The 25,952-nt window shown below is 61.2% G+C and carries 22 protein-coding genes; 6 read left to right on the top strand and 16 right to left on the bottom strand.

Going from position 1 to position 25,952, the window contains the following annotated elements; all coding sequences use genetic code 11:
* Positions 1-4 precede the first annotated feature (4 nt).
* The 13 genes from DFR51_RS04695 to DFR51_RS04635 form a co-directional block, all read right to left on the bottom strand.
* Complete coding sequence (locus DFR51_RS04695) at positions 5-1,282, bottom strand: NAD(P)/FAD-dependent oxidoreductase (RefSeq protein WP_121047838.1); 1,278 nt, start codon at positions 1,280-1,282, stop codon at positions 5-7.
* Entirely contained in the window at positions 1,279-2,220 is a 942-nt protein-coding gene (locus tag DFR51_RS04690; RefSeq protein WP_197723597.1) for a hypothetical protein, read from the bottom strand. Before DFR51_RS04690 ends, DFR51_RS04695 begins: the two co-directional genes overlap by 4 nt.
* Positions 2,217-2,744, bottom strand: a complete 528-nt coding sequence (locus DFR51_RS04685) for a peptidylprolyl isomerase (RefSeq protein ID WP_243445379.1) — start codon at positions 2,742-2,744, stop codon at positions 2,217-2,219. Before DFR51_RS04685 ends, DFR51_RS04690 begins: the two co-directional genes overlap by 4 nt.
* On the bottom strand, positions 2,741-3,964 hold the full coding sequence (locus DFR51_RS04680) for a metal-dependent hydrolase family protein (protein ID WP_121049783.1): 1,224 nt from the start codon (positions 3,962-3,964) through the stop codon (positions 2,741-2,743). Before DFR51_RS04680 ends, DFR51_RS04685 begins: the two co-directional genes overlap by 4 nt.
* Before the next feature lie 16 nt (positions 3,965-3,980).
* On the bottom strand, positions 3,981-5,654 hold the full coding sequence (locus tag DFR51_RS04675; RefSeq protein ID WP_121047837.1) for a hydantoinase B/oxoprolinase family protein: 1,674 nt from the start codon (positions 5,652-5,654) through the stop codon (positions 3,981-3,983).
* Positions 5,655-5,665: 11 nt separating this feature from the next.
* Positions 5,666-7,732: a hydantoinase/oxoprolinase family protein gene (locus tag DFR51_RS04670; RefSeq protein ID WP_121047836.1), complete on the bottom strand. Its 2,067-nt coding sequence runs from the start codon at positions 7,730-7,732 to the stop codon at positions 5,666-5,668.
* A gap of 32 nt (positions 7,733-7,764) precedes the next feature.
* Positions 7,765-8,070 carry a cupin domain-containing protein gene (locus tag DFR51_RS04665; protein ID WP_243445378.1) on the bottom strand — a complete coding sequence of 102 codons (306 nt, stop codon included), beginning with the start codon at positions 8,068-8,070 and terminating at the stop codon, positions 7,765-7,767.
* Positions 8,067-8,672, bottom strand: coding sequence for a helix-turn-helix domain-containing protein (locus tag DFR51_RS04660; RefSeq protein WP_121047835.1), 606 nt, complete (start codon positions 8,670-8,672; stop codon positions 8,067-8,069). Before DFR51_RS04660 ends, DFR51_RS04665 begins: the two co-directional genes overlap by 4 nt.
* A gap of 44 nt (positions 8,673-8,716) precedes the next feature.
* Complete coding sequence (locus DFR51_RS04655) at positions 8,717-11,002, bottom strand: TonB-dependent receptor (RefSeq protein WP_121047834.1); 2,286 nt, start codon at positions 11,000-11,002, stop codon at positions 8,717-8,719.
* A gap of 484 nt (positions 11,003-11,486) precedes the next feature.
* Positions 11,487-12,365 (bottom strand): alpha/beta hydrolase, encoded by an 879-nt coding sequence (locus DFR51_RS04650; RefSeq protein WP_121047833.1) that lies wholly within the window; start codon positions 12,363-12,365, stop codon positions 11,487-11,489.
* Between the two features lie 65 nt (positions 12,366-12,430).
* Entirely contained in the window at positions 12,431-13,903 is a 1,473-nt protein-coding gene (locus DFR51_RS04645; RefSeq protein WP_121047832.1) for an aldehyde dehydrogenase family protein, read from the bottom strand.
* Positions 13,904-13,916: 13 nt separating this feature from the next.
* Positions 13,917-15,641 (bottom strand): GMC family oxidoreductase, encoded by a 1,725-nt coding sequence (locus tag DFR51_RS04640; protein WP_160119162.1) that lies wholly within the window; start codon positions 15,639-15,641, stop codon positions 13,917-13,919.
* A 13-nt stretch (positions 15,642-15,654) separates the two neighbouring features.
* Complete coding sequence (locus tag DFR51_RS04635) at positions 15,655-18,012, bottom strand: TonB-dependent receptor (RefSeq protein WP_121047830.1); 2,358 nt, start codon at positions 18,010-18,012, stop codon at positions 15,655-15,657.
* A gap of 115 nt (positions 18,013-18,127) precedes the next feature.
* Here DFR51_RS04635 and DFR51_RS04630 point away from each other — a divergent pair, with 115 nt between their 5' ends.
* Entirely contained in the window at positions 18,128-19,033 is a 906-nt protein-coding gene (locus DFR51_RS04630) for a LysR family transcriptional regulator (protein WP_121047829.1), read from the top strand.
* 43 nt (positions 19,034-19,076) lie between these two features.
* Here DFR51_RS04630 and DFR51_RS04625 read toward each other — a convergent pair whose 3' ends face one another.
* Positions 19,077-19,793 (bottom strand): tyrosine-type recombinase/integrase, encoded by a 717-nt coding sequence (locus tag DFR51_RS04625; RefSeq protein WP_121047828.1) that lies wholly within the window; start codon positions 19,791-19,793, stop codon positions 19,077-19,079.
* A gap of 440 nt (positions 19,794-20,233) precedes the next feature.
* Between DFR51_RS04625 and DFR51_RS04620 the strand changes: the two genes are divergently transcribed.
* The gene (locus DFR51_RS04620; protein ID WP_121047827.1) at positions 20,234-20,704 is read left to right on the top strand and encodes a cupin domain-containing protein; all 471 of its coding nucleotides are present in this window, start codon (positions 20,234-20,236) and stop codon (positions 20,702-20,704) included.
* A 130-nt stretch (positions 20,705-20,834) separates the two neighbouring features.
* On the opposite strand, the gene DFR51_RS04615 is transcribed toward DFR51_RS04620, so the two are convergent.
* Positions 20,835-21,626 (bottom strand): citryl-CoA lyase, encoded by a 792-nt coding sequence (locus tag DFR51_RS04615; RefSeq protein WP_121047826.1) that lies wholly within the window; start codon positions 21,624-21,626, stop codon positions 20,835-20,837.
* A gap of 153 nt (positions 21,627-21,779) precedes the next feature.
* Between DFR51_RS04615 and DFR51_RS04610 the strand changes: the two genes are divergently transcribed.
* The 4 genes from DFR51_RS04610 to DFR51_RS04595 all read left to right on the top strand — a co-directional run bounded on the left by DFR51_RS04610 (position 21,780) and on the right by DFR51_RS04595 (position 25,241).
* Positions 21,780-22,916, top strand: coding sequence for a CoA transferase (locus tag DFR51_RS04610; RefSeq protein ID WP_121047825.1), 1,137 nt, complete (start codon positions 21,780-21,782; stop codon positions 22,914-22,916).
* Positions 22,917-22,984: 68 nt separating this feature from the next.
* On the top strand, positions 22,985-23,800 hold the full coding sequence (locus DFR51_RS04605; protein ID WP_121047824.1) for an IclR family transcriptional regulator domain-containing protein: 816 nt from the start codon (positions 22,985-22,987) through the stop codon (positions 23,798-23,800).
* A gap of 80 nt (positions 23,801-23,880) precedes the next feature.
* The gene (locus DFR51_RS04600; protein ID WP_121047823.1) at positions 23,881-24,411 is read left to right on the top strand and encodes a VOC family protein; all 531 of its coding nucleotides are present in this window, start codon (positions 23,881-23,883) and stop codon (positions 24,409-24,411) included.
* 5 nt (positions 24,412-24,416) lie between these two features.
* Positions 24,417-25,241, top strand: a complete 825-nt coding sequence (locus DFR51_RS04595) for an alpha/beta fold hydrolase (protein ID WP_121047822.1) — start codon at positions 24,417-24,419, stop codon at positions 25,239-25,241.
* Between the two features lie 88 nt (positions 25,242-25,329).
* Here DFR51_RS04595 and wrbA read toward each other — a convergent pair whose 3' ends face one another.
* Complete coding sequence (wrbA, locus tag DFR51_RS04590; protein ID WP_121047821.1) at positions 25,330-25,929, bottom strand: NAD(P)H:quinone oxidoreductase; 600 nt, start codon at positions 25,927-25,929, stop codon at positions 25,330-25,332.
* Between the last annotated feature and the right edge of the window lie 23 nt (positions 25,930-25,952).

Raw genomic sequence — 25,952 nt, 5'->3', positions numbered from 1 at the left:
CTTTTCAGAACCGCTCGCCCAGCGCGTGCGCGATGCCTGCGCCGTGCTCGTAAACCTGCTCCCGCACGCGGCGCAGCAGTATGCGCGCGAATGGCGTTTCCGGAAGCGGCAACGCCTCGCCGTGCAGCAGATACCGAGCCAGCGCCTTGCCGAACACCGTGCCGGGCGCAATGCCGCGGCCGTTGTAGCCCGAGATGCCGAGCACGCGCCCCATCCTGTGGAAACGGGGCAGCGCGTCGGTGGTCATGCCGATCGTACCGTACCACTCATATTCGAAATCGATGGGCCCGAGCTGCGGGAATATCCGCGCGAGCGTACGCCGCGCCCAGTTTCGGTGTGCGGCGCGCGATGCACCGCGCAGCGCGCCGACGCTGCCGACGACGAGGCGCCCGGCCGCATCCAGCCGGAAGGAACTGAGGATCTGCCGCGTATCCCACGCACCCTGTTTTCCAGGCAGGACGCTGCCGAGTGCGACGTCCGAAAGCGGCGCCGTGGCCAGATTGAAATAAGGCAGACCGGCAAGCTCGGTGCGTAACTCGCCCCACAGGCCACCGGTATAGGCATTGGTGGCCAGGATCACATGCGCGGCGGTGACGGCGCCCAATGCGGTTTCGAGCCGCATGTGTGGCCCGCGTTCGGTGCAGGCGGTGACGGGGCTCGCTTCATGGATCACTGCGCCCGTCGCGATCGCCGCCGTCGCGAGCCCGCGCGCGTAGGCGAGCGGCTGAATGGTTCCGGCCCGCGCATCCAGCAGCGCCGCGCCGTAGGCGTCGCTGCCGATCGCGGTACGGGCTTCATCCCCGCGCAGCAGCCGTACCGGCGCGCCGCGCGCGGCCCACTGCGCATGGCGGCGTTCGAGATCGCGTTCGCCGCCGCGTCCCACGGCACAGTGGAGCGTGCCGGCGCGAACCGGCTCGCAAGCGATGCCGTGCTGGCCGATGCTTTCGAAGACAAGGTCGGGGCCTTCGCCGAGCGCACCGATCAGGCGCTCCCCATCGCCCGCACCCATCCGGCGCACGACCTCGTCGGGCGGCAGCCACAGGCCCGCGTTGACGAGGCCGACGTTGCGCCCCGAACCGCCGTATCCGATGCCGGCGGCTTCGAGAACGACGACGCTGGCACCGGCTTCGGCAAGATGCAGCGCCGCCGACAGGCCCGTGTATCCCGCGCCGACGACGGCGACGTCGGTCCGCGTGTCGCCGATGAGGGGCGCGGTTTTCGGCGCGGGCGGCGCGCTTGCCGCCCACAGGCCGTGCGACAGCGGATCGCGGTCGACGGTCATGGCGCCTCCCACCGCGCCAGCAGCAGTTCGGCGGCGGCGAGGTCTTCGAGCGCGAGGCCGACGGACTTGAACAGCGTTATCTCGTCGTCGTTTCGCCTGCCTTCGGCGCGGCCGGCGAGGATGTCGTCGAACAGCTTCACCGTGGCCCGGTCCACGAGGCCTGCCGCGATGGGCTGGGTGAGATCGCCCGCCGTATCCAGCGCGCCGGGTCCATCGGCGACGATGACGGCGCGCGCGACGAGCGCATCGTCCGCCTCGCGCATCGAGGGCGTGAAGCCGCCGACGAGATCGATGTGCGTGCCCGGGCGAACATCGGCGCCGCGGATCAGCGGCGTGGTGGACAGGGTCGCGACGCTGACGATGTCCGCGCCGCGCACGGCCTCGCCGAGATCCCGCACAGGCTGCACGGAAACCCCTTCGGCTTGGAGATGCGCGGCCATGGCGTCCGCCGCTTCGCTGCGCCGCCCCCAGACCATGATGCGCTGCGGGCGAACGACCTCGGCATAGCAACGGCAAAGCGCGTGCGCGACCTGCCCGGTCCCCGCCACCAGCAGAACCGATGCGCCGGGCCGCGCGAGCGTCTGCGCGGCGAGAACCGAGGCGGCCGCCGTGCGGCGCTCGGTGAGTGCGGGGCCGTCGACGAGCGCGCGCGGCTCGCCCGTCGCCGCATCGAGCGCGACATAGAGCCCCCGCACCGCGCCGCCCGGACGCGCGGCGAGCGCCGGATGCACGCTCACCAGCTTGACGCCGATGAGGCCTTCGGGATTGACGGCGGGCATCACCAGGAAATGCTGGTCGCCCTGCTCGCCGTAGCTGATCGCCGTGCGCGGAGGCGCGATCGGCGGCGCGATGAACGCCGCGCGCAGGGCATCTATGAGCGCGGGCCAGGCGAGCAGCCGATCCACGGTCGCGGCATCGAGATAGGGTATCGAACTCACAGCAGGCGGATCCGCAAGATCGGGATTTCGGTCGAAAGCAGTTCCCGCGCTTCGGCGGCTTCGAAGAGCCTGTCAAGCACGTCGAACCCCTCCTCGAGCCGTCCGAAGGCGGGGAAGCCCTGCCCGTCGGGTTGCCGCGCGCCGCCGTGGTCGAGCGAAGGCTCGTCGCGCCGGCAGATAAAGAAGCTGTGGTACACGGCGCCCGGCGCGAACCGCGCGAGGGAAATCGTGCCGCGTTTGTGGCGAAGCCCGGTTTCCGCCGTGGATTCGTGCCGCAGACTGGGCGCGGGCGCCACCTCGGGCTGCCGAACACCACCCTGCACTACCTCGATCGTCACCGGCTGATCGTCGTCCTGATTGGCATCGGTCGCGATGCGGTAGAAGCTCGTGCCGTCGAAGAGGCCGGCGACAACGTCGCGCAGGAAATAGCCGGCAGTCTCGGGCGCATGTGCCACGTCGACATGAACGCGCATGTCGCCAAGCGGCGTGCTGATCAGAACCCGGCGATCGGCGACTTCACTCACGCGGGGAGCGCATTCTTGTGCACTGCGCCGTCCTTCATCACCATCAGGAGCGCCTCGGGCCGCGCGAGGATGCCGATGTCCGCCAGCGGATCACCGTCCACCACGAGGATGTCAGCCAGATAGCCCGGCCGGATCGCGCCCAGTTCGTCCGCCTTGTTGAGGAGCGCAGCATTTATTGAGGTTGCCGAGCGGAGGATGTCCGCCGCGCACATCACCTCGCGGCGCAGCAGGAACTCCTCCAACTGATGCGCCATCAACGGCCCGAGCAGATCGGAGCCGAAGCCGATCCGCGCGCCGCTTGCCTGCAGCAGATCGAGCGAGTGCAGCGCGTGCTTCTCAACCTCCACCGTCTTCGCGAGGCTGACCGGAGACAGGCCGAGCGCCGCGCCTTCATCGATCAGCTTGCGCAATGTCACCAGCGTCGGCACGGCATAGACATCGTCCGCGTCCGCCACGGCCTGCGCGGTTTCCTTGTCCAGCATCGTCGCGTGTTCGATCGACCGCACACCGGAGCGGATGCAGCGCATCACCGCATCCGCCGTGTGCGCGTGCGCCATCACATAGGTGCGGCGCGTCGCTGCCTCGTGCACGGCGGCAGCGATCTCCTCGTCGCAATACTGAGCCATCCAGTAGGGATCGGAGGGCGAGGCAACGCCGCCGGAGAGGAACAGCTTCACCTGCGTGGCGCCAAGACGGAGCTGCTCGCGCGCCGCCTTGCGCACTTCATCCACGCCGTCCGCGAGCATGGTCAGCGATCCGCAATAGGCGCAGCCGCATTCGATGCCCGAACCGCGCATGTCGCCGTGCCCGCCCGTCTGGCTGAGCGCGAAGCCGGAGTAAAAGAAGCGCGGGCCTCGGATGAGCCCGCGTTCGATGCCCATGGCGAGCGTGATATCGCCGCCCGCCGCATCGCGAACCGACGTGAAGCCTCGCTGCAGCGCCTCTTCGAGCGCGCGCCGCGCATAAAGCGCGCGGAGGCCCGGGCGCATACGATCGAGCACGCCGAGATTCACCTCCGCCGCATAGGCGTGGAAATGCGCGTCGATCAGCCCGGGCATCACGGTGCGGCCGCCCACATCAATCACGCGCGCGGCACCGCTGCTTTGGGGCTGCTCGTGGATCTCCGCGATACGTCCAGCGCGGATCACAAGGCTGCGCCCGGGCAGGAGCGTATCCCCCACACCGTCGAAGACGGTGCAGTTGTTGAGGATGAGGGTCACGATCCGTCCGTTCCGCTCAGCCCGGCAGGCCGCCATAATAGCGTTCCGCCTGCTCCTCGGTCAGGAAGCCGTTGCGCAGGTCTTCGGCGATCGCCGCCTTCGGGCGCGCCTTCGGATCGCCCCAGCCGCCGCCGGTCGCCGTCACCATGCGCACGACATCGCCCTTGGCGAGTTTCGCCCCCGTCACCTTGCCGTGCACCTCGCGCGTGCCGTCGGCGCGGATGATGTCGAGGTGGTTGGGCGATCCGTCGTGTCCACCGGCCATGCCCCAGGCGGGGTACTTGAAACGCCCGAAGCTGCCGGTGACGGTGAAGTCGTCGGTGCGCATCCGATAATCGAGCACAACGCCCTTGCCGCCGCGGAATTCGCCGTGGCCGCCGTCTTCGTTGTGGAAGGCGTATTGATCGACGTGGACGCCGTAGCGTGCCTCTGTGATCTCGATGGGCACGTTGTACGTCTCGCCGTCGGCCGCCGCGAACTGCCCGGATTCGCCGTCCTTGCCCGTGCCGCCGCCCCAGCCGCCGACGAGCGGCTGTACGAGGATCGTGTTCTTGCCGCTGTCCGCGTGTGTGCCGGCGAAAACGACCGAGCAGACGGACAGCATGTGCCCCGCGCCGAGCCGGTCCGGCACATGCGGCGCGAGTGCGCGCCAGATGAGGTCGACGCCGTACATCAGCGTTTCCCAATAGGTCGAAACCGGCGCGGGCCTCTCCGCCGTGAACACCGTCTTGTCCGGGCAGATGATCTCGATCGGACGGAACGAGCCGCTGTTCGCGGGCACCTGCGGATTGGTGATCGCCTTGAAGATCAGACGCACGGCGGAGGTGAGCCCGGTGCGCGAATTGTTGATCGGCCCCAGCGTCTGCGGCGCGCTGCCGGAGAAGTCGGCGATGAACTTGTCGTCGGTGATGGTCACCTTCACCATCACTTTTAGCGGCGTGTCGCTGCGGCCGTCGTCGTCGATCAGATCCTCGGCGAAGAACTCGCCCTTCGGCAGGCCGGCGAGCTCGTGCTTCACCATTGCCTCGCCGTAGTCGAGCAGCTCGTCCTTCGCGGCCAGCACCGCATCGTGGCCATATTTGTCGAACAGCTCGCGCACGCGGCGTTCGGCGACGCCGTTCGCGGCGACGCCCGCCCACATGTCGCCGACGCTTTCCTGCGGCACGCGGATGTTGGCGATGATGATGTCGAGAATGTCCTGGCGCAGCGTGCCCGCATCGATGATCTTGCAGATCGGCATCTGGATGCCTTCCTGGAAGATCTCCGTGGCATTCGTCGAGAAGCTGCCCGGCACGGCGCCGCCGACATCGAGCCAGTGCGCCTTGTTCACCGCGAAGGCGACGAGCGTGCCGTCGTGGAAGATCGGTGTGGCGATGCCGAAATCGGAAAGGTGCGTGCCGCCGCCGCGATAGGGATCGTTGCCGATGTAGACGTCGCCTTCGCGAATGCCGGCGTCGCCGAACTTTTCGAGGATGTCGCGCACGAAGCTGTCGATCATCGCGAGGAGCACGGTGGTGCCCTGCCCCTGCGCAATGAGCTCGCCCTTCGCATCGGTGATGCCCACCGAGAAATCGAGCGCCTCGTAAATGATCGGGCTCATGCTGGTCCGCGCCATCGTCAGGAACATCTCGTCGCCGATCGCGACGAGCGCGTTCTTGATGATCTCGAGCGTGTAGGGATCGGTTTTCATGGAAGGATCCTTCAGCCGTTCAGATGGACGTGGAGGTTGCCGTAGTCGTCGACGACGACGCGCCGGCCGGGGGTGACGACGAGCGTCGCCGCCGCCTCCTCGACGATACAGGGGCCGGTGAACGTCATGCCCGGTTCCAGCCGGTCGCGATCGTAGATGCTCGCCGCGTGGATGCCTTGCTCGTCGAAATCGACCGTGCGCTCGCTGACGATCGCCGTCGCGGGCACCTTGCCGGTGGCGGTGAGCTTCTCGGGCTCGTGCTTCGGCACGTCGCCGAGCGCGACGAGGTGGAAGTTCACGATCTCCACCGGCAGATCGAGGCGGAACGTGTACTCGCGCTCGTGCGTGGTGTGGAAGCGTTCGGCCGCGGCGGCGACCGTCGTCGCGTCGAAGGCGACGTCGGGCAGTTCCACCTTCACGCTGTGCTCCTGCCCGAGATAGCGCATGTCGGCGAAACGCTGGAGCCGCAGCGGCAGCTTGCCCGCCCCGGCCTCGGACGCGAAGCTCGCCTTCGCGGCGTCCGCCATCTCCACGAACAGGCTTTCGATGCGCGCGCTGTTCTCGACTGCGAGCGGCACCACCTGCGTGCGGACGAAATCGCGCCGCATGTCGGTCATCAACATGCCCCACGCGGAGAACACCGACGAATTGGTCGGGATGATCACCTTGGGAATCTGCAGCTCCTCGGCGAGCATCACCGCGTGCATGGCGCCGCCGCCGCCGTAGGCGACGAGCGTGAACTCGCGCGGATCGTAGCCCTTGTTGAGCGACACGAGCTTCAGCGCGTTCACCATGTTGGCGTTGGCAATGCGGATGATACCGCGCGCCACCGCCGCCATGTCCCCGCCGAGCTTCTCGGTGAGCGGGGCGAAGGCCGCCTTCACGTTCTCCATGTCGGGTTCGATCTCGCCGCCAAGGAAGTTCGCGGGGTTGATGCGGCCGGTGACGAGGTTGGCGTCGGTCGTCGTCGGGCGCGTGCCGCCGCGCCCGTAGGCGGCCGGACCCGGCGAAGCGCCGGCGCTCTCGGGGCCGACATAGAGCCGTCCGCCCTGATCGATACCCGCGATCGATCCGCCGCCATTGCCGATCTCGACGATCTCGATGACCGGCGTGCGGATCGGATAGCCCGGATTGGTGCGCGACCATTCGATCCGGTATTCGGTGGTGATCCGCGTCTTCGCATTCTCGATCAGCGAGCATTTTGCGGTGGTACCGCCGATGTCGAGCGCGATGATCTTGTCTTCGCTTAGCAGGCGCCCGAGCGCCGCAGCACCGAGCACACCGCTCGCGGGTCCGGATTCGACCATCGCGATTGGATTGCGCACCGCGCCTTCCACCGTATCGATGCCGCCGTTCGACTGCATGATATAGGGCTGATGCGGATAGCCCGCGGCATCCAGGCTGCGGCCGAGCGTTTCGAGATAGCGCTTGGCGGCGGGATGCACATAGGCGGTGAGCACCGCAGTCGACGTGCGCTCATACTCGCGCCATTCGCGCGAGATCTCGTGCGAGGCGATCACGGAAACCTCCGGCCAGCGCGCAAGGATATAATCGCGCGCGATGATCTCGTTTTCCGGCGAAACATAGGCGTGAAGGAAACAGAGCGCGATCGCCTCGACACCCTCCTTGCGGAAATCCTCCAGTATGGGATCGAGCCCTGAGGGATCGAGCGGCGTCATCACGTCGCCGAGATAGCTGCTGCGCTCGTCGACCTCGCGGCGCAGGTAACGCGGCACGAACGGCTCCGGCTTCTTGAAGGCGAGATTGAACAGATCGGGCCGGTTGCCGCGCGCGATTTCCAGAACGTCGCGGAAGCCATTCGTGGTGATCAGGGCGGTTTTGGAACCCTTACGCGACAGCAGCGCGTTGATGACCACGGTGGTGCCGTGTGCGAAGAAATCGAACTGCGCCGGATCGAGCCCCGCCTTGGCGACGGCGTTCATCACGCCCTGATCGAACTGCGGATAGGTCGTGTCGGTCTTGGCGGTCCGCAGACCCACCACCCGCCCGCTTGCCTTGTCCACATCATAGCAGACGAGATCGGTGAAGGTGCCTCCAACATCGGTGGCCACGCGCATGTCTGTACTCCCGAACGTTCAGGCGCGCCGCTTCAGGCGTCGCCTATGGTGAGCGTGAAGATCCGTGTGTCGGCACGGACGTGGAAGAAGTGCGGCTCGCCGGGCGGAACCATGACGAGATCGCCCTCGTTCAGGCGGGTCAGCTCGCCTCCGCTTTCGAGATCGAATGACCCCGAAAGAATGAGCGAGATTTCGGTGACGTCGTGAACGCTGAAACCGTCCTCTGGAACGCGAAGCCCCGCCGCGAAACTGGATACGATCGTTCGGCACCGCACGCCGCCATGATCCACCAGATCCCGAACGGCTTCACTGGCGAGGATCGACGGAACGACCTTCACGACGAAGGCTCCGGTTCCTCGCTCGGCGGGAACAGCACAGGCGTGCCGACCCACAGCACCTTCACCGGTTCCTCGCCGCGATTCTGCATCGAATAGCTGTGCCGCGCGTCGAAGTGCAGATTGTCCCCCGGCCCCAGATCGAAGCTTTCGTCGCCCACCTCGAAATGCAGCTCGCCCTCCAGAACATAATAGAAGGATTCGCCGTCGCGGTGGACGCGCGGAAAGATCGGCCCCGGCGGGATGATGAAGATGAAGCTGTCCATCTTCTGGTTGGTATGCCCGGCGCTGAGCCGGATGTACGTGACCGGGGAATCGATCGGGTAATATTCGGGCTCCGCCGCCCGGTGCATGATGTTGTTGGTTTGGGGCGGCGCCAGAAAGTAGCTGATGTTGACGTCAAGCGCCTGCGCGATGCGCGATAGCGACACGATCGACGGCGTCGCCTTGCCGCGCTCCGCGAGCGATATGAACGACACCGACAGGCCGGATTGCATGGCCACCTCGTTGAGCGTGAGGCGCAGCTTCTTGCGGCGGTTGCGCAGAAGCTCGCCGAACGACATCATCGGATCGCTCGTCGGCGCCGGGGCACTTGCTTTTACCATGGTTCTCCGGCTTCCTACCTGTTCACATTCCAATCAAACGCCGCTCAGAACGTCTTGATGACGTCGATACCGTAGCTGCGCGGCCGCGCCTGGAAATTATAATCGGGCACAACCACCTTATCGTAGTATTTCTTGTTCGACAGGTTCTTGCCCCACAAGGACGCGCTCCAGCCGCTATCGAGGCTTATGCGGATCTGCCCGTTGAACAGGTCGAGCGCATCGCGGATCGGCACACCGATCGCGGTGCCACCTTCGTGGAAATAGGTTTTGCCGCGATGCTCCCAGTCGCCGCGCACTAGCAGCCCCACGCCGTCGCCGATGTCTGCCGAATATTGCAGCGACAGATTGCTTTTGAACTTGGTGATGTTGGGAAGCTGGTTGCCGACCGTCGCAGGGCTCACGTCGTACTGGCGGATTTCGGAGTCGATGTAGCCGACGCCGCCCATCAGTTCGAAGCCGGCCGGCAGCAGCGCACGGAACTCGAACTCGGCGCCGGTGATGCGGGCCTTATCGATGTTGTTCACCACCTGCGCGTTGACGGCGCCGTTGAAGTTGAAGACCTGCAGGTCGTCCGCCTCGGTGCGGAACACCGCGCCGCTGATCGAAAGCACCCGGCCGAGCGGCTGCGCCTTGAAGCCCGCCTCGTAATTCTCCGAAACCTCCTTGCGGAAGATCGCGTCGGCAACGCGCGTGCCGCTCGACGGGTCGAATTCGGTGCCTGCCGCGTTGAAGCCGCCTGAACGGAAGCCCTTGGCGTAGCTGGCATAGAATGAAAGCGTTTGTAGCGGTCGGTAGTTCACTGTGAACTTCGGCTGCCAGGAATCGAACTTTTCCTTGCGCGTGCGCGGATCGGTGATCGGCCGCCAGAGGCCGTCCAGCCGATAGGCGTCCGGCCGCGGGTCCGTCTGCTCGCGGTGATCGGCATCGTAGCGCATCGCCGCCGAGAGCTCGAGCGTATCCGTGAGGTCGTAGTTCGCCTGGACGAATGCGGCGTAGGCCTTGTCGTCGTTGTTCTCTTCGAAATAGGCGCGGGTCTGGTTCGCCGTCGCGGGATCGAAGTCCAGCTTGGGAATGATCCCGAAGCCCTTGTCTTCCTGTGTCGCCGTGACGAGATCGCGCTCGCGCTTTAGGAAATAGGCGCCGACGATGTAGCGGAACGGCAGTTCGGACGGGCTCGTGAAGCGAAGCTCCTGACTGAAATTCTGCTGACCGTACACCTGGAACGTCGTGTTGAACGCCGCCGTGAAAAACGGCGTGCCGCCGTCAAGTCCGCCGAACGTGATCTGCGGCGTCGCGCAGGCATAGGGCGTCGAGAGCGGCGCGGTCAGCTCGAAGCAATTCTGGTTGTCCGAATAGTCGTAGCCATCGAATGTCGTTAGCATCGACACGTCGTCATAGGACGTGATCGACGACAATGTCCCCGCGTCCGTTTCGTAATCGACCTTGAGCGAGACGTTCTTGAGGACGCGTTTGTTGTAACCAAGGTTGTTGCTCGTCGGCGCGATCACCGTGTTCGCGACGCCGTGCGCGTCGGTGATGACAGTGCCGCCGCTGGCATTGCTCGAACGCACGAAATAGGCAGCACCGCCCGTCGTGCGGCCATAGTGCCCGCGCAGATCGAAGGTCAGCACGTCGCTCGGCTTGAACAGCAGCTTCAGATCGCCGGTGAAATTGCGGAAATCGTCGACCTTCCTATCGAGGAAGGTGTTGGTGATCCAGCCATCGGCCTGACGGTGCGAGATGCCGGCGCGGAACAGCAGCTTGTCCTTGACGATCGGGCCGGAGACCGAAGCCTCGGCGCGCGTCGCATCGCCGTTTCCGTAGCCGAAGGCCACGCGGCCTTCATATTCGTTGGTCACGGGCTTGGTGGTGATGTTGATCGCGCCGGCGATGGCGTTGCGCCCATAAAGCGCGCCTTGCGGCCCCTTCAGCACCTCGATCTGCTGGATGTCGAACAGCTCCTGATTGAACTGGAACGCGCTTGTCTGCAGCACGCCGTCAACAGAAACCGCCACGGGCGTCTCGCCGTTCGGCACCTGCGTCACGCCGCGCACCACGAGGTACGTCGTGCCCGCGTCCTGCGCGGTGTTGAAGGTGACGTTCGGCGTCAGCGCCACGAAATCGCCGGGCCGATCGATCTTGCCGTTCTCGATCTCCTTCTCCCCGAACACGGAGATCGATGCTGGCACATCCTGAAGCGATTCCGAACGAAGGCGCGCTGTGACGATGATCTCTTCAACCGCAGGCACCTCCTGCTCCTGCGCGATTGCGGCATGAGACGTGCCACATAGCATGGCAGCTGCGTAAACGACCCCGACCGATGTCTTCATTGAGACCCCCTCTTGAGCTGATTCCCGTTCTCCCGGTGGCCAACATCTCAATGTAAAACATTTACGTCAATTCAAAATTTGAGTGATTGGAAATTTTATAGCCTATCAGTGATGCACTCGCTGTCGCAGAGTTCTGAGACTATGAGGGGTCATTAAAATGGAGGGTTGCTTCCCTTAAGAAATCACGCACAAGATAAAGTGCATACACAGCCACGATGCATGAATAGTTCGCGCACCACCGCCAAATTATGAGCTATACGGAGACGAATCGGTCGATCCATCGTAAGATTGCTTAACTTTTCAGTTGGTTTGGCGTTACGGATTTACAGCCCGAGAGAGCTCGTGACATCTCCCTTCAGAAGGACATAGCGACACCAAGTGACTTTTTCATCCCCTGGTTTGAGTCCTAAAGAAATTTGGGCTCGGTCGACTCCATGGCGATTCGTGTCTGGGTTTGGAACCGGTTGGAATTGGCCGCAGGTGTTTAGTCGCGGCGCCTGCTGGCGGGCCACATATGCACCATATGAGACAGAACATGTTTCAGGAGCGCACCGTCGGAACGAACAAGCTCATTGAGAATGGACAGGTGATCAGCCCGCAAGTGAATCACTTGCTCCGAAGTCCGCCTGCCAAGCGCATTTACCATATGATCTAGCTGATCGTGAAACCCCGCAGGGTCATTCGTGGCGACAGCCAACGTAACGGACGCTTCGGTTGGTCGGACATTGAGAAGCGGGCTCAGGCGTACTGCATCGCTTTCAGAGAGTCCAAGATGCTCCTGTACATAGCTCACACGCAAAGGCAGAAGATCATAGAGACCACTAATGGACAAGACGCCTTTTATGGTATCTTCCGGAAGTTCGTAGCTTCCCAGCCAATCGGTAAACAAGAGCTCCATGGCTAGATGCCCGCCAGCAGAATGCCCGGAAATAGAAATCTGCTCTGGGTCACCGCCGTATCGCGCGATATTATCTCTTACCCAGCAAAGCATGCTACGCATCTGTTGCACGATTTCGCCGATACCAACGTTGGGGCATAGAGAGTATTGCGGAATGACTACGATCACGCCCGCGGCCGTCAGGCCCTCGGCAATGAAGCTCCATTCCGACTTGCCGAATTGATACCAATAGCCGCCGTGAATGAAGATATGTACAGGAGCGGCACAGTTTCCGTCGACGGGCTTGAAGATGTCGAGCTTCTCGTCGATATGATACCCATAGGGCACATCGAGATCCGCTTGGGCTGTTTCCCTGTATCGCCGACTACGGGCGATAAAGTCTTTCATGGCTTCGGCAGGATTCTCCACCTGGTCGATGGCCCGGTAGAGTCTGTCGACATCCTCCCTCGAAAGTGCGTTGCTCAAAACATCTCCTTTGCCGGCACGCGAGTGCGCACCAGATCTCCTGTAAGAAAAAACAAATCGCAAGACTAACCGACGAAAAACGGCTCCGGCGTCTTCGTAGCGACCGCAATGGACTTGATCTGTGTATAATGCCTCAAGGTTTCATGGCTGAATTCACGGCCAAGACCGCTCTGCTTATAGCCGCCGAACGGCGTTCCATTGCCGAGATTGAAATACTGATTGATCCAGACGCTTCCCGCCTCGAGACGGTTTGCGGTTTCCACCGCGTTGCGGAGATTGCTCGTATAAATTCCTGAAGCAAGGCCATAATTGCTATCGTTCGCTTCGGCGATCATGGTCTCATAGTCATTCCAGCGAATAACAGATAACACCGGGCCGAATACTTCTTCGCGTGCGATCCGCATCGTATTCGTTGCCTCGAACACCGTTGGTTCAAAGAACCAACCAGCGTTACATCCTGCAACGGGAATGCGTTCACCACCATGCAGGAGCTTGGCGCCCTCGCGCTTTGCCTGGTCGATATAGCCCGCAACACGTAGACCCTGCTTTTCAGAAATCAAACAGGTAAGCGTCACGCCTTCCTCGAAGGGCCCACCAATGCGGACCCGCGACAGTTGTGCTTTCAACCTGCCGATGAAATCATCGTAGATCGCTTCGTGCAGGAAGAGACGAGTGCCGGCGAGGCAGGACTGACCGTTGCAATACATGCTCGCGAACGCAGCATTATCGACCACGGCGTCGATATCCTCGATGTCGGGGAAGACGATCGCGGGGCTTTTGCCGCCGAGTTCAAGCGTGACCGGAAGCAGCGCCTCGGCGCCTGCGCCGGCAATGATACGCCCAATCTCTGTCGAACCCGTGAAGCTGAGCTTTCGAACGCCGGGATGATGTATGAGCGCCTGACCCGTCGTCGGGCCGCCGCCAGGCACAATGTTGACAACACCGGGCGGGAAGATGGCCGCGATCTTCTTGCCGAGTTCCATCGTCGAAAGCGATGCATTTTCATCAGGCTTGATGACCACGGTGTTCCCGGCAGCGAGCGCAGGCGCGATCTTGCAAGCCGCCATGATGGTCGGCACGTTCCATGGTACAACGAGCGCGCAGACGCCAAGCGGTTCATTCTTCGTAACGAACAGACCGTTTGGAATCGGCCGGCTCGTTCCTTCGAACGTTAGGATTGCCCCTGCGAAATAACGATACTGACCAATCGCAACCATTTGATCAAACGTGGTTTCATAGAGCCGCCGCCCTGTATCATGCGCATCGATGGTCGCATGCCTGGACAGGTCGCTCTCAAGCGCATCGGCGAGGCGATTGAGAAGACGTCCGCGCTCTTCAGCGCTCGTTGCCGACCACGCTGGAAAGGCGCGGGTTGCCGCGGCAACGGCTGCATCGACATCAGCCGTGTCGCAATGGACGATATCGGCAAGATGCGCGCCTGTCGCGGGGGCAATGGCGGAGAATGTCGTCGCCCCTGATTTCTCAACAAAGCCATTGTCGATGAAGGCGCCGTATGTCGCGTCAAGGCCGAGGTTCATGAAGTCTTCCCCATCATGCAGCTTCTCCCAAAATCAGCCGCGCGGCCTTTTCCCCGATGAGCTGAGCGGGCGCGTTGGTGTTGCCTGCCGTGATCGTCGGCATCACTGCGCTGTCGCAGACACGCAACCCTTCGATACCACACACGCGCAGTGTCGGATCCACGACGGCCATGTCGTCGGTGCCCATCTTGCACGTTCCGACTGGGTGATAATAGCTGGTCGCAGAATCTCGCGCGAAGTCTGCAATGTCGGCGCGGTTAAGCGGGCGACCCGGAATGGCCTCTCCTTCACTGATTTCCCGGAATGCCTTTTGCTGACCAAATTCAAGACAGAACTCGATACAGCGGATCGTGGCGTCCATATCCGCATCGGTTGAAAGAAAGCCACAATCGAGCAGCGGCATATCGCGAAAGTTCGTGCTAGACAGCTTCACCCAACCGCGGCCAGTGGGACGAACAAGACCGGGTGCGATCGTGAAGCCCTGCTCGGGCGGTTCGCCATACTTCGCAACAAGCGCAGGTGTTGCGATCGGCAACTGGATAAGGACAGGCTGGAGATCCGGCACCCCTCCCAGTGCGCTGCGGATGAAACTCGTCGCTTCCACAGCATCACTTCCCTTCGCGAGGGACGGCATCTCCCCGCGATACTTGAGGATGACACCCTCCAGAAGTGGATGATCCTGGAAATTTTCGCCTACGCCGGGCAAATCAGCAACCATTCCGATCCCGAGTTTGCGCAAATCCTTTGATGGGCCAATGCCCGAAAGGAGAAGCAGCTTGGCACTGCCCACGCCGCCAGCTGTAACAATGACCTCCCGCGACGCCGTAAAGCTCTGGCGAGCTCCCCCCGCATCTGCAATCTCGACGCCGGTGCAGCGCGTTCCGTTGAACAGTAACCGCGTGGCTGTGCTGGCAAGAAGCAAAGTCAGATTGGGCAGCCCCAACGCTGGCCTCAGATAAGCGCGTGACGCGCTCGCCCGCGATCCATCGGGGCGAATGCTGAGATTTGTGTATCCCGCCCCCTCCCGCATCGGCGCATTCATGTCGTCGAGAACGGGGAGCCCCATTTCACGCGAGGCTTCAATCCATGCGACAGCCGTCGGGTGCGGTGTTTTCGGAAGACACACATCCATCGCACCATCGGTACCGCGCCATTCGCTGGGAGGCCCCGCCCAATTTTCGAGCGCGCGATAGATTGGCATAACCTCGGCAGCGGACCATCCGGTACACCCCGCCTCGGCCCAGCCGTTGAAATCATCTTGGAAACCGTGCACCCAGAGCGAAGCATTCACGCTGGTGCCGCCGCCAAGCACACGCCCCGCACCGATCGGGATGGAACGCCCATTGAGGTGTGGGCTCGGCAGCGATGGGTAAGACCAATCGAGCGGCCCGCCGATATTGGTAAACCAGATGGAGGGATCATCCACCTGCGCGCCCGCAGCCTCATCGTCCCCGCCCGCTTCAAGCAGCGCCACATCGAAGCCGGCCCGGGCCAGACGCGCGGCAATAATACAGCCAGCAGCGCCCGCTCCCACAACAACATAGTCAAAGCTGCGCTTGCCGTTGGCTCTATTCTCGTGCTGGACAGAACCTGCTGCCAGTGCGGTTTCCGCCGCTGAAACGGAGACAATGCCGGCAAACGTACCGGTCAGAGCCGCCATGAAGCCGCGACGCCCCAGTCTGCCGCTGGCTGCAGCGTCCACAAGACACTGCGCCGCTTCAATTTTCGGATCGATCATCAGTGCCGCCTCTTCAGAACTTTGCCGTCGCCCGCAGTCCATACGTGCGCGGAAGACCATACTGGTTCAAAGTCCAACCGAACGAGAAGAGGTCGTTTACATAGGAGCGATATTCCTCGTTGCCGAGATTGTTGACGTAGGCCGTCAGGCTCCAACGATCATCGATCTCAGCAAGGCCGATCGAAGCATTGACCAACCAGTATCCCGGCTCGCGCGTCGACGGGATATTGCTCGTTTCCAGATACTGTGTGCTGCGTGCGTTCGCATTCACGTTGAGATTGAGCTTCAGCCCCTCACTTAAAGGATACGTGTAGTCGGCACTGGTGCTGAAAGTGAAGCGCGGGGAATTCACGGGTCGGTTATTGTAGAGCGAAACCCCTGCTGAAGTCAGATCGCTCTTGATCTTCGCATCCGTCCAACCTCCCGAGGCGCTGATTTGCAATCCCTGCGCGGGCGCCCATACAGCCGAAAGTTCAGCTCCAAACGCCTTTATCTTTGCAGCGTTGATAGTGACAGGAACAATCGATGTGTCCGTGTCCACGCTCAGGTAGCCGTTTTTAAACACGTAATGAAAGACGGCACCATTCAGGCGGAAACTGCGGTCCGCAAGTTCCGACTTAAAGCCGAGTTCATAGGACGTCACCTCCTCAGGTTTCAACGATGTGAAGGCTGGCTGACTGTCCGCCAGAACCGCGCTGAACCCACCGCTGCGGAAGCCGGTCGCAACATTTCCGTACAAGAGCAGGGCATCGAAGGCATTCGTTTCGGGACGCCATTCGTATCCGATCTTGAAGGACACATTGTCGTCCTTGCGAACATTGCCGCCTTCGACGAGGTCCGACGTCGAAAGAACGGCGAGACAACCGCTGGTCGGATTTTCCTCGCCGCGGTCCCGGTTACTGGGACCGCTTCCGGTCGATCCGGTGCCAAAGCAATTGCCGCCGTTAATCTCGACACGCTCGCGGTTGTAGCGCGCACCGGCAATCAGCCGCAGCGTCGGCGTCAGTTCCACATTGTTGTGCAGGAAGAATGCCAGTGCATCGAGCTTTTGCCGGAAGCTGGTCTTGACACCGCCAAGGAACGGCGATGGACCCGAACCAAAAGTCAGATAATCGCCGTCATACAAACTGTCATTCTCGTAAAAGGCGCCCACTACATAGTTCCATGGCCCGTCGCCATTTGATGTCAGCCGCAGCTCCTGCGTGTACTGTTTCATAGTCGTGTACCAATACAGCAGCGTGCCACCGTAATCCGGGCTGCCATCACCCACTTCGGACTGGTCCCGCCGGAAATATTCATAAGCCGAGAGGGATGTCAGCGTTGCACCGCCCAAATCATGATCAATCCTGAAAAGGCCGCCCGTCGAGCGATTGTCGGCATAATGCTTCTGATTGCCGTTTGATGTGTAGGGGTCGGCATCCCCTGGATAGCGTCCATCGTTGCCACGCACACAATTCGCATCTGAGGGTGAAACTCTGCCTGCCAGATACGGCGCGCATGGTGTCAGCAAACCAATATTGGCAAAGCCCCCGCCTGGATTGAAAGCCGCATACGATTCAGGTGTGTAGATGCCAACGCCCTCGTACGGCGCGAGTGTCGACTTGTCCTTGCCGTGATGCAGGCTGAGCAGGAACTGCGTCGGTCCCGTCTCGTAGGAGAGCTGACCGCGCAGCGCCCATTTGCGTTCATAGCCCTCGTCCGTACCCAACGTCAGATTGTCGTAGTACCCCTCGCCCTGGTGTATATGGTAACCGGAAACGCGGGCGTTGAGGCCTTCCGCAAGCGGTGCGTTCACATAAGCCTCAGCCCGAAGCCGTTGGTAGTTTCCGTATTCAAGCGTACCGCCGGCTCCCAACTCCGAGGCGGGTTTACGTGTGTAGATGTTGACTGTCCCGCCCGTCGTGTTCCGCCCGAACAACGTGCCTTGCGGGCCGTTCGAGACCTCGACACGCTCTATATCGAAATTGAACAGCCCGGTCATGAACACCTTGCTGATGTAAACCTCATCGACTTGTGTCGCGACCGGGGAGTCGAGGTTGGTGGAGAACTCGTTGCTACCGATACCCCGGATATTGAAAGCGACGTTGCCAACGCCATAATTCACAGACATGTTCGGCACGACAGCGGCAATGTCCTGTGTGTTGACGACACCGGATTTTGCAAGATCCGCGGCGTTCAGCGACGTGACGGCGAGGCCGACGTTCTGGATCGATTCCGACCGCCGCGTGGCAGTCACCACGATCTCTTCAAGTCCGCTCTGCTCAGCAGCCTGCTCATTCGACGATTGCGCCAACGCCGGCGCCGAGGCCAGCGCCGCAATGATTACAGCGCCACGTGCCACCGAATTCAGAAACTGATTTTGAACGGTCATACCGCACCCCTCCGTTTATTACCCACCCTTGTGCGATGCAGTATGGAAAGAAGGTCCAGTTGATGTCCAATGCGATGTTGGACATCATTTATACTCATGTAGTATAAATTGCGGCATGGAACTGAGACACCTTCGCAGCTTTGTGACCGTCGCTGAAGAGCGCAATTTCAGCAGGGCCGCAGCCCGCCTGAACATGTCACAGCCCCCATTGAGCCGCCAAATTCAAGAGCTCGAAGTGCTGCTCGGCGTGACTCTCTTTTATCGCTCGACGCGCTCTGTGGAGCTTACGGATGCCGGCCGAGCCCTACTGCCCAAAGCGCGCACGATACTTTTCGAAAGCCATTTGGCCTTAGACGAGGCCAAACGGTGGGCCGCCGGGCACAACGAAAAGATCGTGCTGGGCTTCATGAGTTCGATCATGCTCTCGAAGTTTCATGTCTTTCTTGACCCTCTACACCAAACCAAACCCGCCGCTTCGTTCAAGTTCGTACAGATGCGTTCGGACGAACAGTTCTCCGCCTTGCTGGACGAACGGATCGATGCGGGGTTTGTTGACTTCGGACTCAAGATGCTTGGTGAGCGTTTGCACGCGAACAAAGTTATCGCGCAGCACTTTCTGCGAGAAGAGCTGTGCGCGGTCGTTCCCCTTGATCACCCTCTGGCTCACAGGAAAGAAATCGACCTGGACGAACTTCGCGATGAACCCTTCGCAATCCTCGAACGCCATCTCTTTCCCGCGCATCACGACACTGTGATCGCGGAATGCCGGAAGGCGGGTTTCGCACCGCGCATTCTTCATTATGGCGATCAGATACCCACCGTTCTCACCTATGTTACGGCGCATATGGGCGTTTGCATCGCTCCACGTTTAGCCGAAACGTCCTGGGGCTCGATGCTTTCATTCGTGTCGATAAGGGGGCGCCCCTTCATCGACATACATCTCATTACTCGCGAAACCGATACAAGGGACGCGGTCAGTGTCTTACGTGCGTCAGTCAGGAGATATGGTGAACTAGAATAACCGCCCGCTGGGAAGCCCTGAATGTTGGGTGATGGTGTGACCGTTATATCCGGCAATGGCCTGCATCAGTCCCCCAAGCCTCGGCCGGATCGGTAATGGCGGCAAGGTGTTTCACCTTGGGCGCCACCAAGGCACCGCGCACGTCCACCGCAACATCCCGGTCGGCTCTCGCCGTGGCGATGGCGTAGCGGAACACCCGGCCGATGATGCTGCGCATCCTTTTGGCGCTTTCATAGTGCCTCGCCGCTTCGATGCGGCAGACCACCAGAAGCACTTCTTGTACCCCAATCTGGCAGAGCGGCCGGTTGGTGAGCATCATGCGGGCCTTGTCGAGAAGCCAGCGGTTCTTTGACAGAGTGACCGGCGACAGGCCTTCGCGCGCGTTCTTGAGGAACCATTCCTCTGCGATGGCACGGAACGTGTAGCTCGCGGCAAACTCGGAACGCATCTGTTCTAGCTTGCGTTCCTCGGAGGGGTCGAGCCCGGCGGCGAGGTATCGCTTGGTCTCTTCCCGCTTCTCACGCGCCTCGGCAAGGCCAATGAGCGGCCACACTCCGGACGACAGCGTCTTCTGCTTACCCAGATACCGGTAGTTCATCCGCCAGTACCGCGCGCCCAACGGGAGCCAAGGAGAGACCTTATCACATTGAATTATATGATCCATTGGCATCTCGAAAAAGTCTTGCACCATCACATGTACCATCAGAAAGAACCGCTTTAGCGTAACTGCCAAAAGATATTGGCGGATATGCGCCGACATGATTGCGCGAATGCCTGAAAAAGCGAATACATGGATTTCGCGTACGAGACCCCTAGCCTTTTCTTTCTCTCTCCAATTGGGTTGTCGGCATCGCCCCTCGAAAGATGTTTCTGCGTCGAACGAACCTGAACCTGATGGATCGCAGGCCTTCCGCTCCACCCCGGCGCCGATGATGATATAGTCTCACCCGGTGCTTGCTCGAGCTCTGGCGAATGACGGCGAAACGGGCACTATCACGCCCGACAGACTTCGGGCAGGTAAGTGGGCAGAAATTCCGCTAAGATACGACGCGTGCGATGGTTTCAGCAGCCTTGAATGCTGACGAAAAGCCTAGCCCCTTTGCCCAATGATCTGCGCATTTACCCGTTCCGCAGGTTTCAAGCAGGGTTCGCCTGACCTAAACATGCTTGCGGTTAGGAATAATCGGGAGGCCAGGGAGAATGGACGATATCAACCGTCGAAACCTTATTGCCGCGGCAACGTGCGGGCTGCTCATGTTTCCCGCTGCGCCGATCCGGGCAAAACCGCCGCGTTTCAAACTGGAACCGGGCTCCCAAGGCTTCCAGACCTTCAAAGCAGTTCACGAGGGGCTCGGATCGATCGATGTCAAGATTTTCGATTTCGGCGACGCGCCCGCGCCGGCCAATTTCCTGATTTACGATATTCCTGCCGGCGCGAGCGAAGGTGTCCACCTCCACAATCTCACTGACCCGAAACTTGGCGCGTTCGATGAGTATTATTACATCATTGAAGGGCGCGGCAGGATGACGATTGATGGCGAGGCCGTTCTCGTAACGGCAGGCGACCACGTTCACGCGCCGCTTGATTCCTGGCGCGGTATCGAAAATATCGACAGCAGTGATCGGCTGAAGGTTTTTCTCACGTACATTGATCGAACGCAGCGCGACTAGGGCGCGCCTCGCCTCGAGCAGACCGATTATTCAATTGCACCGCCGATTGCCCGCATCCGTCATTGCTCGACCTGAAGCGCTTGGAAACGGGGGTGCCGCCGCGGGTCCCCGATGCGCCGCCGTTCAAACCTCAGCATGTCGCAGGACCGTCATATGCAATGGCCTCAGCAGCCCTTCCCGACAGAATGAAGCCGATCGGCCGCTGAGATTCTTCTTGCAGATGCCCAATAAGGCCAGCCGTTCTCGCTAGCAGCGCGATGCCCTTCAGCACCGCCAGCGGGAAGCCGACGTCTAACATCACCGCCGGGATAGCACCGTTGACATTGACCGGCAGCGATCGCCCGACCACTGTGGGGAGCAGCCTTCGAATATCATCGACAAGCGCCGCATGCATTCCCGCGACGCCGCGTTCGCGGGCCAGGGCGAGCAGCTTCAGCGCCCGCGGGTCGCCGCCGCTATGTTGGGGATGGCCGAAGCCGGGGACCGCTTGCTTCGCCGCGCGCAGCCCGCGCAACGCATCAATGATGACGGCATCACTGTCGCCGGGGTTGTCGTTGATCGCTTCAAGGACTCCCGCATAGAAATTGCCGGCGGTTTCAGCACTTCCGAGCACAACGGAGCCGCACCCAAGCAAACCTGCGGCGACTGCTCCCTGAAACGCTTCGGGAGCAGCAGCGTATGTCATGCGGGAAGCAACCACGCTCGGCACGAGGCCATGTTCGGTGATCGCCGTGAGCACGGCGTTGGTAAGGAAAAGTTGATCCTCGTTCGGTGTCTGCCCGGTCACGAGAAGCCAAAAATAGCTCGTGAAGTCCAGCTTTCCGATAATGTCTTCGCACAAATCACGACCGCGCACGATGATCCGCTCTGCATCCGAGGTACAGATGGCACTAAAGGCGGCGTCTTGTTTTCCGATCCGCATTTCACTCTCCTTTGAAGACGCACTCCTTCGCAACCGGGTATCCTATCGCTTTACCAAATGCCAATAAATTTCGTTTGACGAATATATTTTCGATATGCGAATTGCATGATCTACGTATAATCACACGTGTTGGCCGCCTTTCGCGCGGCCCAAATGCAAGAGGATCGGATGCTTCAGGGCCTCATTGTCCTTGAAATGGGAACTTTCATTACCGGGCCCGCATGCGGCATGCTGCTCGCGGATCTCGGGGCAGACGTCATAAAGGTTGAAAGGCCTGATACTGGCGATCCATTTCGCGAGTATCAGGGCGGGCTATATGCGCCTCACTTCCAAACCTATAACCGCAACAAGCGCAGTATCACACTCGATACACGGGTCGACGACGATCTGGCGGCGTTCGACCGGCTGATTGCTGGCGCGGACGTGTTCATTCAGAACTTCAGGCCGGGCGTCGCCGAGAAACTGAACGTCGGACATGCACGCCTGCACGCACTCAACCCGCGCCTCGTGTATTGTTCGATCTCGGGCTTTGGGGCCTCGGGACCGGAAAGCGACCGCCCAGCTTTCGATACTGTCGCACAGGCAGCAAGCGGCTTTCTGCGACTCCTCATCAATCCCGCCGCGCCGCGCGTCGTCGGGCCGGCGGTTGCAGACGCCGTCACGGGGTTTTACGGCGCGCTCGGCATTCTTGCCGCGTTGCAAGAACGGCAAAGCTCAGGCAAGGGACATCTCGTCGAGACCTCAATGTTCGAGGCCATGTGCCATTTCAATCTCGATGACTTCACCCATTTCTTTTCCGCTGATACGGTCATGACACCTTTCAGTCGGCCAAGCGTGTCGCAATCCTATGTCTTCGAATGCCAGGACGGACACTGGCTCGCACTACACATGTCGTCTCCCGCAAAATTCTGGGAAAATCTCGCGGCCGCGGTCGGAGATCCGGGTATGATGCAGCGTCCCGAGTTTTGCGATCGTCAGGCGCGCATTGCGAACTACGACAAGGTGGTCGAGCACCTCGCCACGCGCTTCCGGTCAGCGCCACTGGTCTATTGGGAAGAGCGGCTGCGCGCGGTTGAAGTGCCGCACTCCCGGCTGGCGTCGCCGCCCGACGTTCTGGCCAGTGCACAGGCCCGTCACCTCGGGATCGTAGTCGATGCAGATCATCCGCTTGGCGGCCGCTTCCGAACGATCCGATCGCCGCTCCGCTTTGACGGTAACAGCATGACGTCAGTTAAAGCGCCGCCCCTCCTCGGAGCGGACAACAGGAACGTGCTCGACCGCGAGCGCTAAACCGGTGTGCCACGAACAGGGCGCCATTAAGGTTTGCGCACGCTCCCAAAGCGTTGCAAAGCTTGATTATGTCCAACGATGACGAATCAAGCGGGAAGGACCCGGAGTACCTCTCGACACTCGAGCGCGGCCTCAGCGTTCTTCGTGTCTTTGACGAACGCCATCCGGAAATGCAGCTCAGCGAGGTCGCTGTCGCAAGCGGCCTCAATCCGGCGGTTGCCCGTCGGTGTCTCAACACGCTCGTTCATCTCGGATATATCGCCAAGAATGGGCGGCGCTTCCTGCTTCGGCCCAAAGTGCTTGAGTTCGGCAACGCGTTCCTCTCGTCGATGCGCATGGACCAGGTCATCGATCCGTTCCTGCAACAGCTCCGAGACGAAACAGGTGACAGCTCGTCGATGGGTGTGCGCGCGGCGCACGATGTGCTTTATGTTGCACACGCCTCGACGAACCGGCGCATTCGCATCGGCGCGCACGTCGGTGTACGATTCCCCATTTATGCCACGTCAATGGGCAAGGTTCTGATGGCGTTCGCTGCAGGTGGAGATATCGAACGGTATCTCGCTGAGGTGAGAATGCAGGCCTTTACCGACCAGACGATCGTCGATCCCGACGCCTTTCGAGCCAGGCTGCAGCAAATCCGTAAGCAAGGCTACGATTCCGCGCTCAACGAACTCGACTACGGCATCGTGTCGGTCGCCGTGCCCGTATTCGGACCCGATCGTTCGATCGTTGCAGCAATCAACTGCTCGGCGTCCACGAGCCGCGTGACGCAGGACGACCTTGTCAAAACACGACACCCGCTTCTTGAGCACACTGCCCGCGAAATCGAGGGCGCACTGCAACGATTTCCAACGCTTATCCACGCATTGCGCTATCAATAATTTCGATATACGAAAAAAAATTCGTATATCGCCGTGCCGCGAACTGCTATCCATGGTTTCCATAATCCGGGGAGCGAAACATGGAAGAAAATTTACCGCACCGTCTGCATCACACGGCATTCGTCACACGCGACATGGAAGCGACGCGGGCGTTTTACGAAGACGTGCTAGGGCTTCCATTGGTTCAGACCTGGGCCGAACGTGACGAACTGTTCGGGCGAGAACGCATCTATTGTCACTGCTTTTTCGGACTTGCGGACGGCAGTGCACTTGCATTCTTCCAGTTTGTCGATCCCGACGACCAGGCGCTGTTCGGCCCCGACCTGCCGCCTTCGCCGTTCCGTCACATTGCGCTCAAAGTCGATCGCAATACACAGGCAGCACTCGAGGAGCGGATCGCGCGGGCCGGCATTACCGCACCCGACACATATGTTCTTGAGCACGGCTACTGTCGGTCGGTTTATGTCACCGATCCCAACGGGATGATCCTTGAGTTTACTTATGATGCGCCCGAGGCGATCGCCATGGCTGCGGAACTGCGGAGCAATGCACATAAGACGCTGCGGAACTGGCTCGTGGGCGATCATCGGTCCACCAACGTCTTTCGCTGATCGCCATGAGACACAGCACGACAGACGAAACGCACAAGGCGCAGTGGGTCGATGTCGAGGGTGGGCAGATTCCTTTATCAACACACGGCGCGGGTGCCTCTGCGATCCTGTTTCTCCATGGCTGGACGCTCGATCATCGGATTTGGCAGCCCCAGTTCGACGATCAGGCGCTTGCCCAAAGTTTCCGGCTCGTCGCCATCGACCGCCGCGGTTTCGGCGCATCCAAGGCACCTCCAGACCTCGACCGCGAGCCCGAAGATATCATTGCCGTACTTGACCATCTCGATGTGGATCGCGTCATTCTCGTCGGGCAGTCGCAGGCGGGACGTGCTGCGCTACGGTTCGCCAACCAGCACCCCGGGCGCACCGCCGGACTCGTGCTTGTTGGGTCTCCCATCGGCGGCTTAGAACCGGGCCCCGCTCCCGGCGAGGACGTCCCGCTTGAGCATTACCGCGCACTCGCTACAGCCGACCGTCTTGATGAGATGAAGCAGTTATGGGCCGCGCACCCGATGATACAGGGCGGCAGCGGTACCACTCATGCGCCGATGGCCGCCATGCTCGCCAACTATACCGGTCAAGACCTCCTCGCGCCGGCTCCGCAGCCCGGCCCCGATATTGGTGGTCTCGGAGCGATAACCGCGCCCGCGCTTGTTATAACGGGGACGCACGACACCGCTTGGCGAAGGCGTGTCGGCGATGCGATCGCAGTCGCGCTGCCGCACGGCACACGCGCCGAAATTCCCGAAGGCGGCCATTTGTGCAACGCAGACGCTCCGGCGGCGTTCAATCGCTTGCTTAGCCGTTTTGCAGAAAGCGTCTGTGTCTGAATTGGGGAATTGCACAGCCTGCAATCCGCAATAAACCGCGTACACGACACTCATTTCGAGGCGCATCTTTCCGCAGGCCGCACTCGCGTCAGCCAAACAATTTGATCGCGGTCCGGGCAATGAGTTCGCCCTGATGACGGGCGCCGTCGCACTCCGTCGCGCTCGGCAAGCGGCTACCATCGCTCCCGGTGATAGTGGTTGCGCCATATGGCGATCCTCCGACCACCTCGTCGAGGCGCATTTGTCCCGCGTGACTATACGGCAGACCCACGACGATCATGCCGAAATGCAGCATGTTGGTGATCAGCGAGAATAACGTCACCTCCTGTCCTCCGTGCTGTGCGGCCGTCGCCGTGAACGCGCCACCGACCTTGCCGTTGAGGGCGCCGCGCGCCCAGAGCCCGCCGGCCTGATCGAGAAAGGCGGCCATCTGTGAGGAGATGCGTCCGAACCGCGTGCCGGTCCCAATAACGATGGCATCGTAGCGCTCGAGATCCTCAACCTTCGCGACGGGTGCGTCCTGCTCGAGTTTGTAGCCGGCATTGCGTGCGATTTCCTGAGGCACAGTTTCAGGAACGCGCCTGACATCGACATCGGCGCCCGCGGCGCGCGCACCCGCGGCGACGGCGACAGCCATCGTCTCGACATGACCATAGCTTGAATAATAAAGTACCAGCACCTTTGCCATGATAGCCTCCGTCGGTTAGGAAA

This window comes from Sphingosinicella microcystinivorans (assembly GCF_003634215.1).
Lineage (GTDB): Bacteria > Pseudomonadota > Alphaproteobacteria > Sphingomonadales > Sphingomonadaceae > Sphingosinicella > Sphingosinicella microcystinivorans.
Note: the sequence above shows the minus strand (reverse complement) of the source record. Positions and strands in the feature narration are given on the sequence as shown.

Coding starts and splice junctions, on each gene's coding strand:
- DFR51_RS04695 (WP_121047838.1), bottom strand. CDS start 1,282: ATGACCGTCGACCGCGATCCGCTGTCGCACGGCCTGTGGGCGGCAAGC.
- DFR51_RS04675 (WP_121047837.1), bottom strand. CDS start 5,654: ATGAAAACCGATCCCTACACGCTCGAGATCATCAAGAACGCGCTCGTC.
- DFR51_RS04670 (WP_121047836.1), bottom strand. CDS start 7,732: ATGCGCGTGGCCACCGATGTTGGAGGCACCTTCACCGATCTCGTCTGC.
- DFR51_RS04660 (WP_121047835.1), bottom strand. CDS start 8,672: ATGGTAAAAGCAAGTGCCCCGGCGCCGACGAGCGATCCGATGATGTCG.
- DFR51_RS04655 (WP_121047834.1), bottom strand. CDS start 11,002: ATGAAGACATCGGTCGGGGTCGTTTACGCAGCTGCCATGCTATGTGGC.
- DFR51_RS04645 (WP_121047832.1), bottom strand. CDS start 13,903: ATGAACCTCGGCCTTGACGCGACATACGGCGCCTTCATCGACAATGGC.
- DFR51_RS04640 (WP_160119162.1), bottom strand. CDS start 15,641: ATGATCGATCCGAAAATTGAAGCGGCGCAGTGTCTTGTGGACGCTGCA.
- DFR51_RS04635 (WP_121047830.1), bottom strand. CDS start 18,012: ATGACCGTTCAAAATCAGTTTCTGAATTCGGTGGCACGTGGCGCTGTA.
- DFR51_RS04630 (WP_121047829.1), top strand. CDS start 18,128: ATGGAACTGAGACACCTTCGCAGCTTTGTGACCGTCGCTGAAGAGCGC.
- DFR51_RS04625 (WP_121047828.1), bottom strand. CDS start 19,793: ATGTCGGCGCATATCCGCCAATATCTTTTGGCAGTTACGCTAAAGCGG.
- DFR51_RS04620 (WP_121047827.1), top strand. CDS start 20,234: ATGGACGATATCAACCGTCGAAACCTTATTGCCGCGGCAACGTGCGGG.
- DFR51_RS04615 (WP_121047826.1), bottom strand. CDS start 21,626: ATGCGGATCGGAAAACAAGACGCCGCCTTTAGTGCCATCTGTACCTCG.
- DFR51_RS04610 (WP_121047825.1), top strand. CDS start 21,780: ATGCAAGAGGATCGGATGCTTCAGGGCCTCATTGTCCTTGAAATGGGA.
- DFR51_RS04605 (WP_121047824.1), top strand. CDS start 22,985: ATGTCCAACGATGACGAATCAAGCGGGAAGGACCCGGAGTACCTCTCG.
- DFR51_RS04600 (WP_121047823.1), top strand. CDS start 23,881: ATGGAAGAAAATTTACCGCACCGTCTGCATCACACGGCATTCGTCACA.
- DFR51_RS04595 (WP_121047822.1), top strand. CDS start 24,417: ATGAGACACAGCACGACAGACGAAACGCACAAGGCGCAGTGGGTCGAT.
- wrbA (WP_121047821.1), bottom strand. CDS start 25,929: ATGGCAAAGGTGCTGGTACTTTATTATTCAAGCTATGGTCATGTCGAG.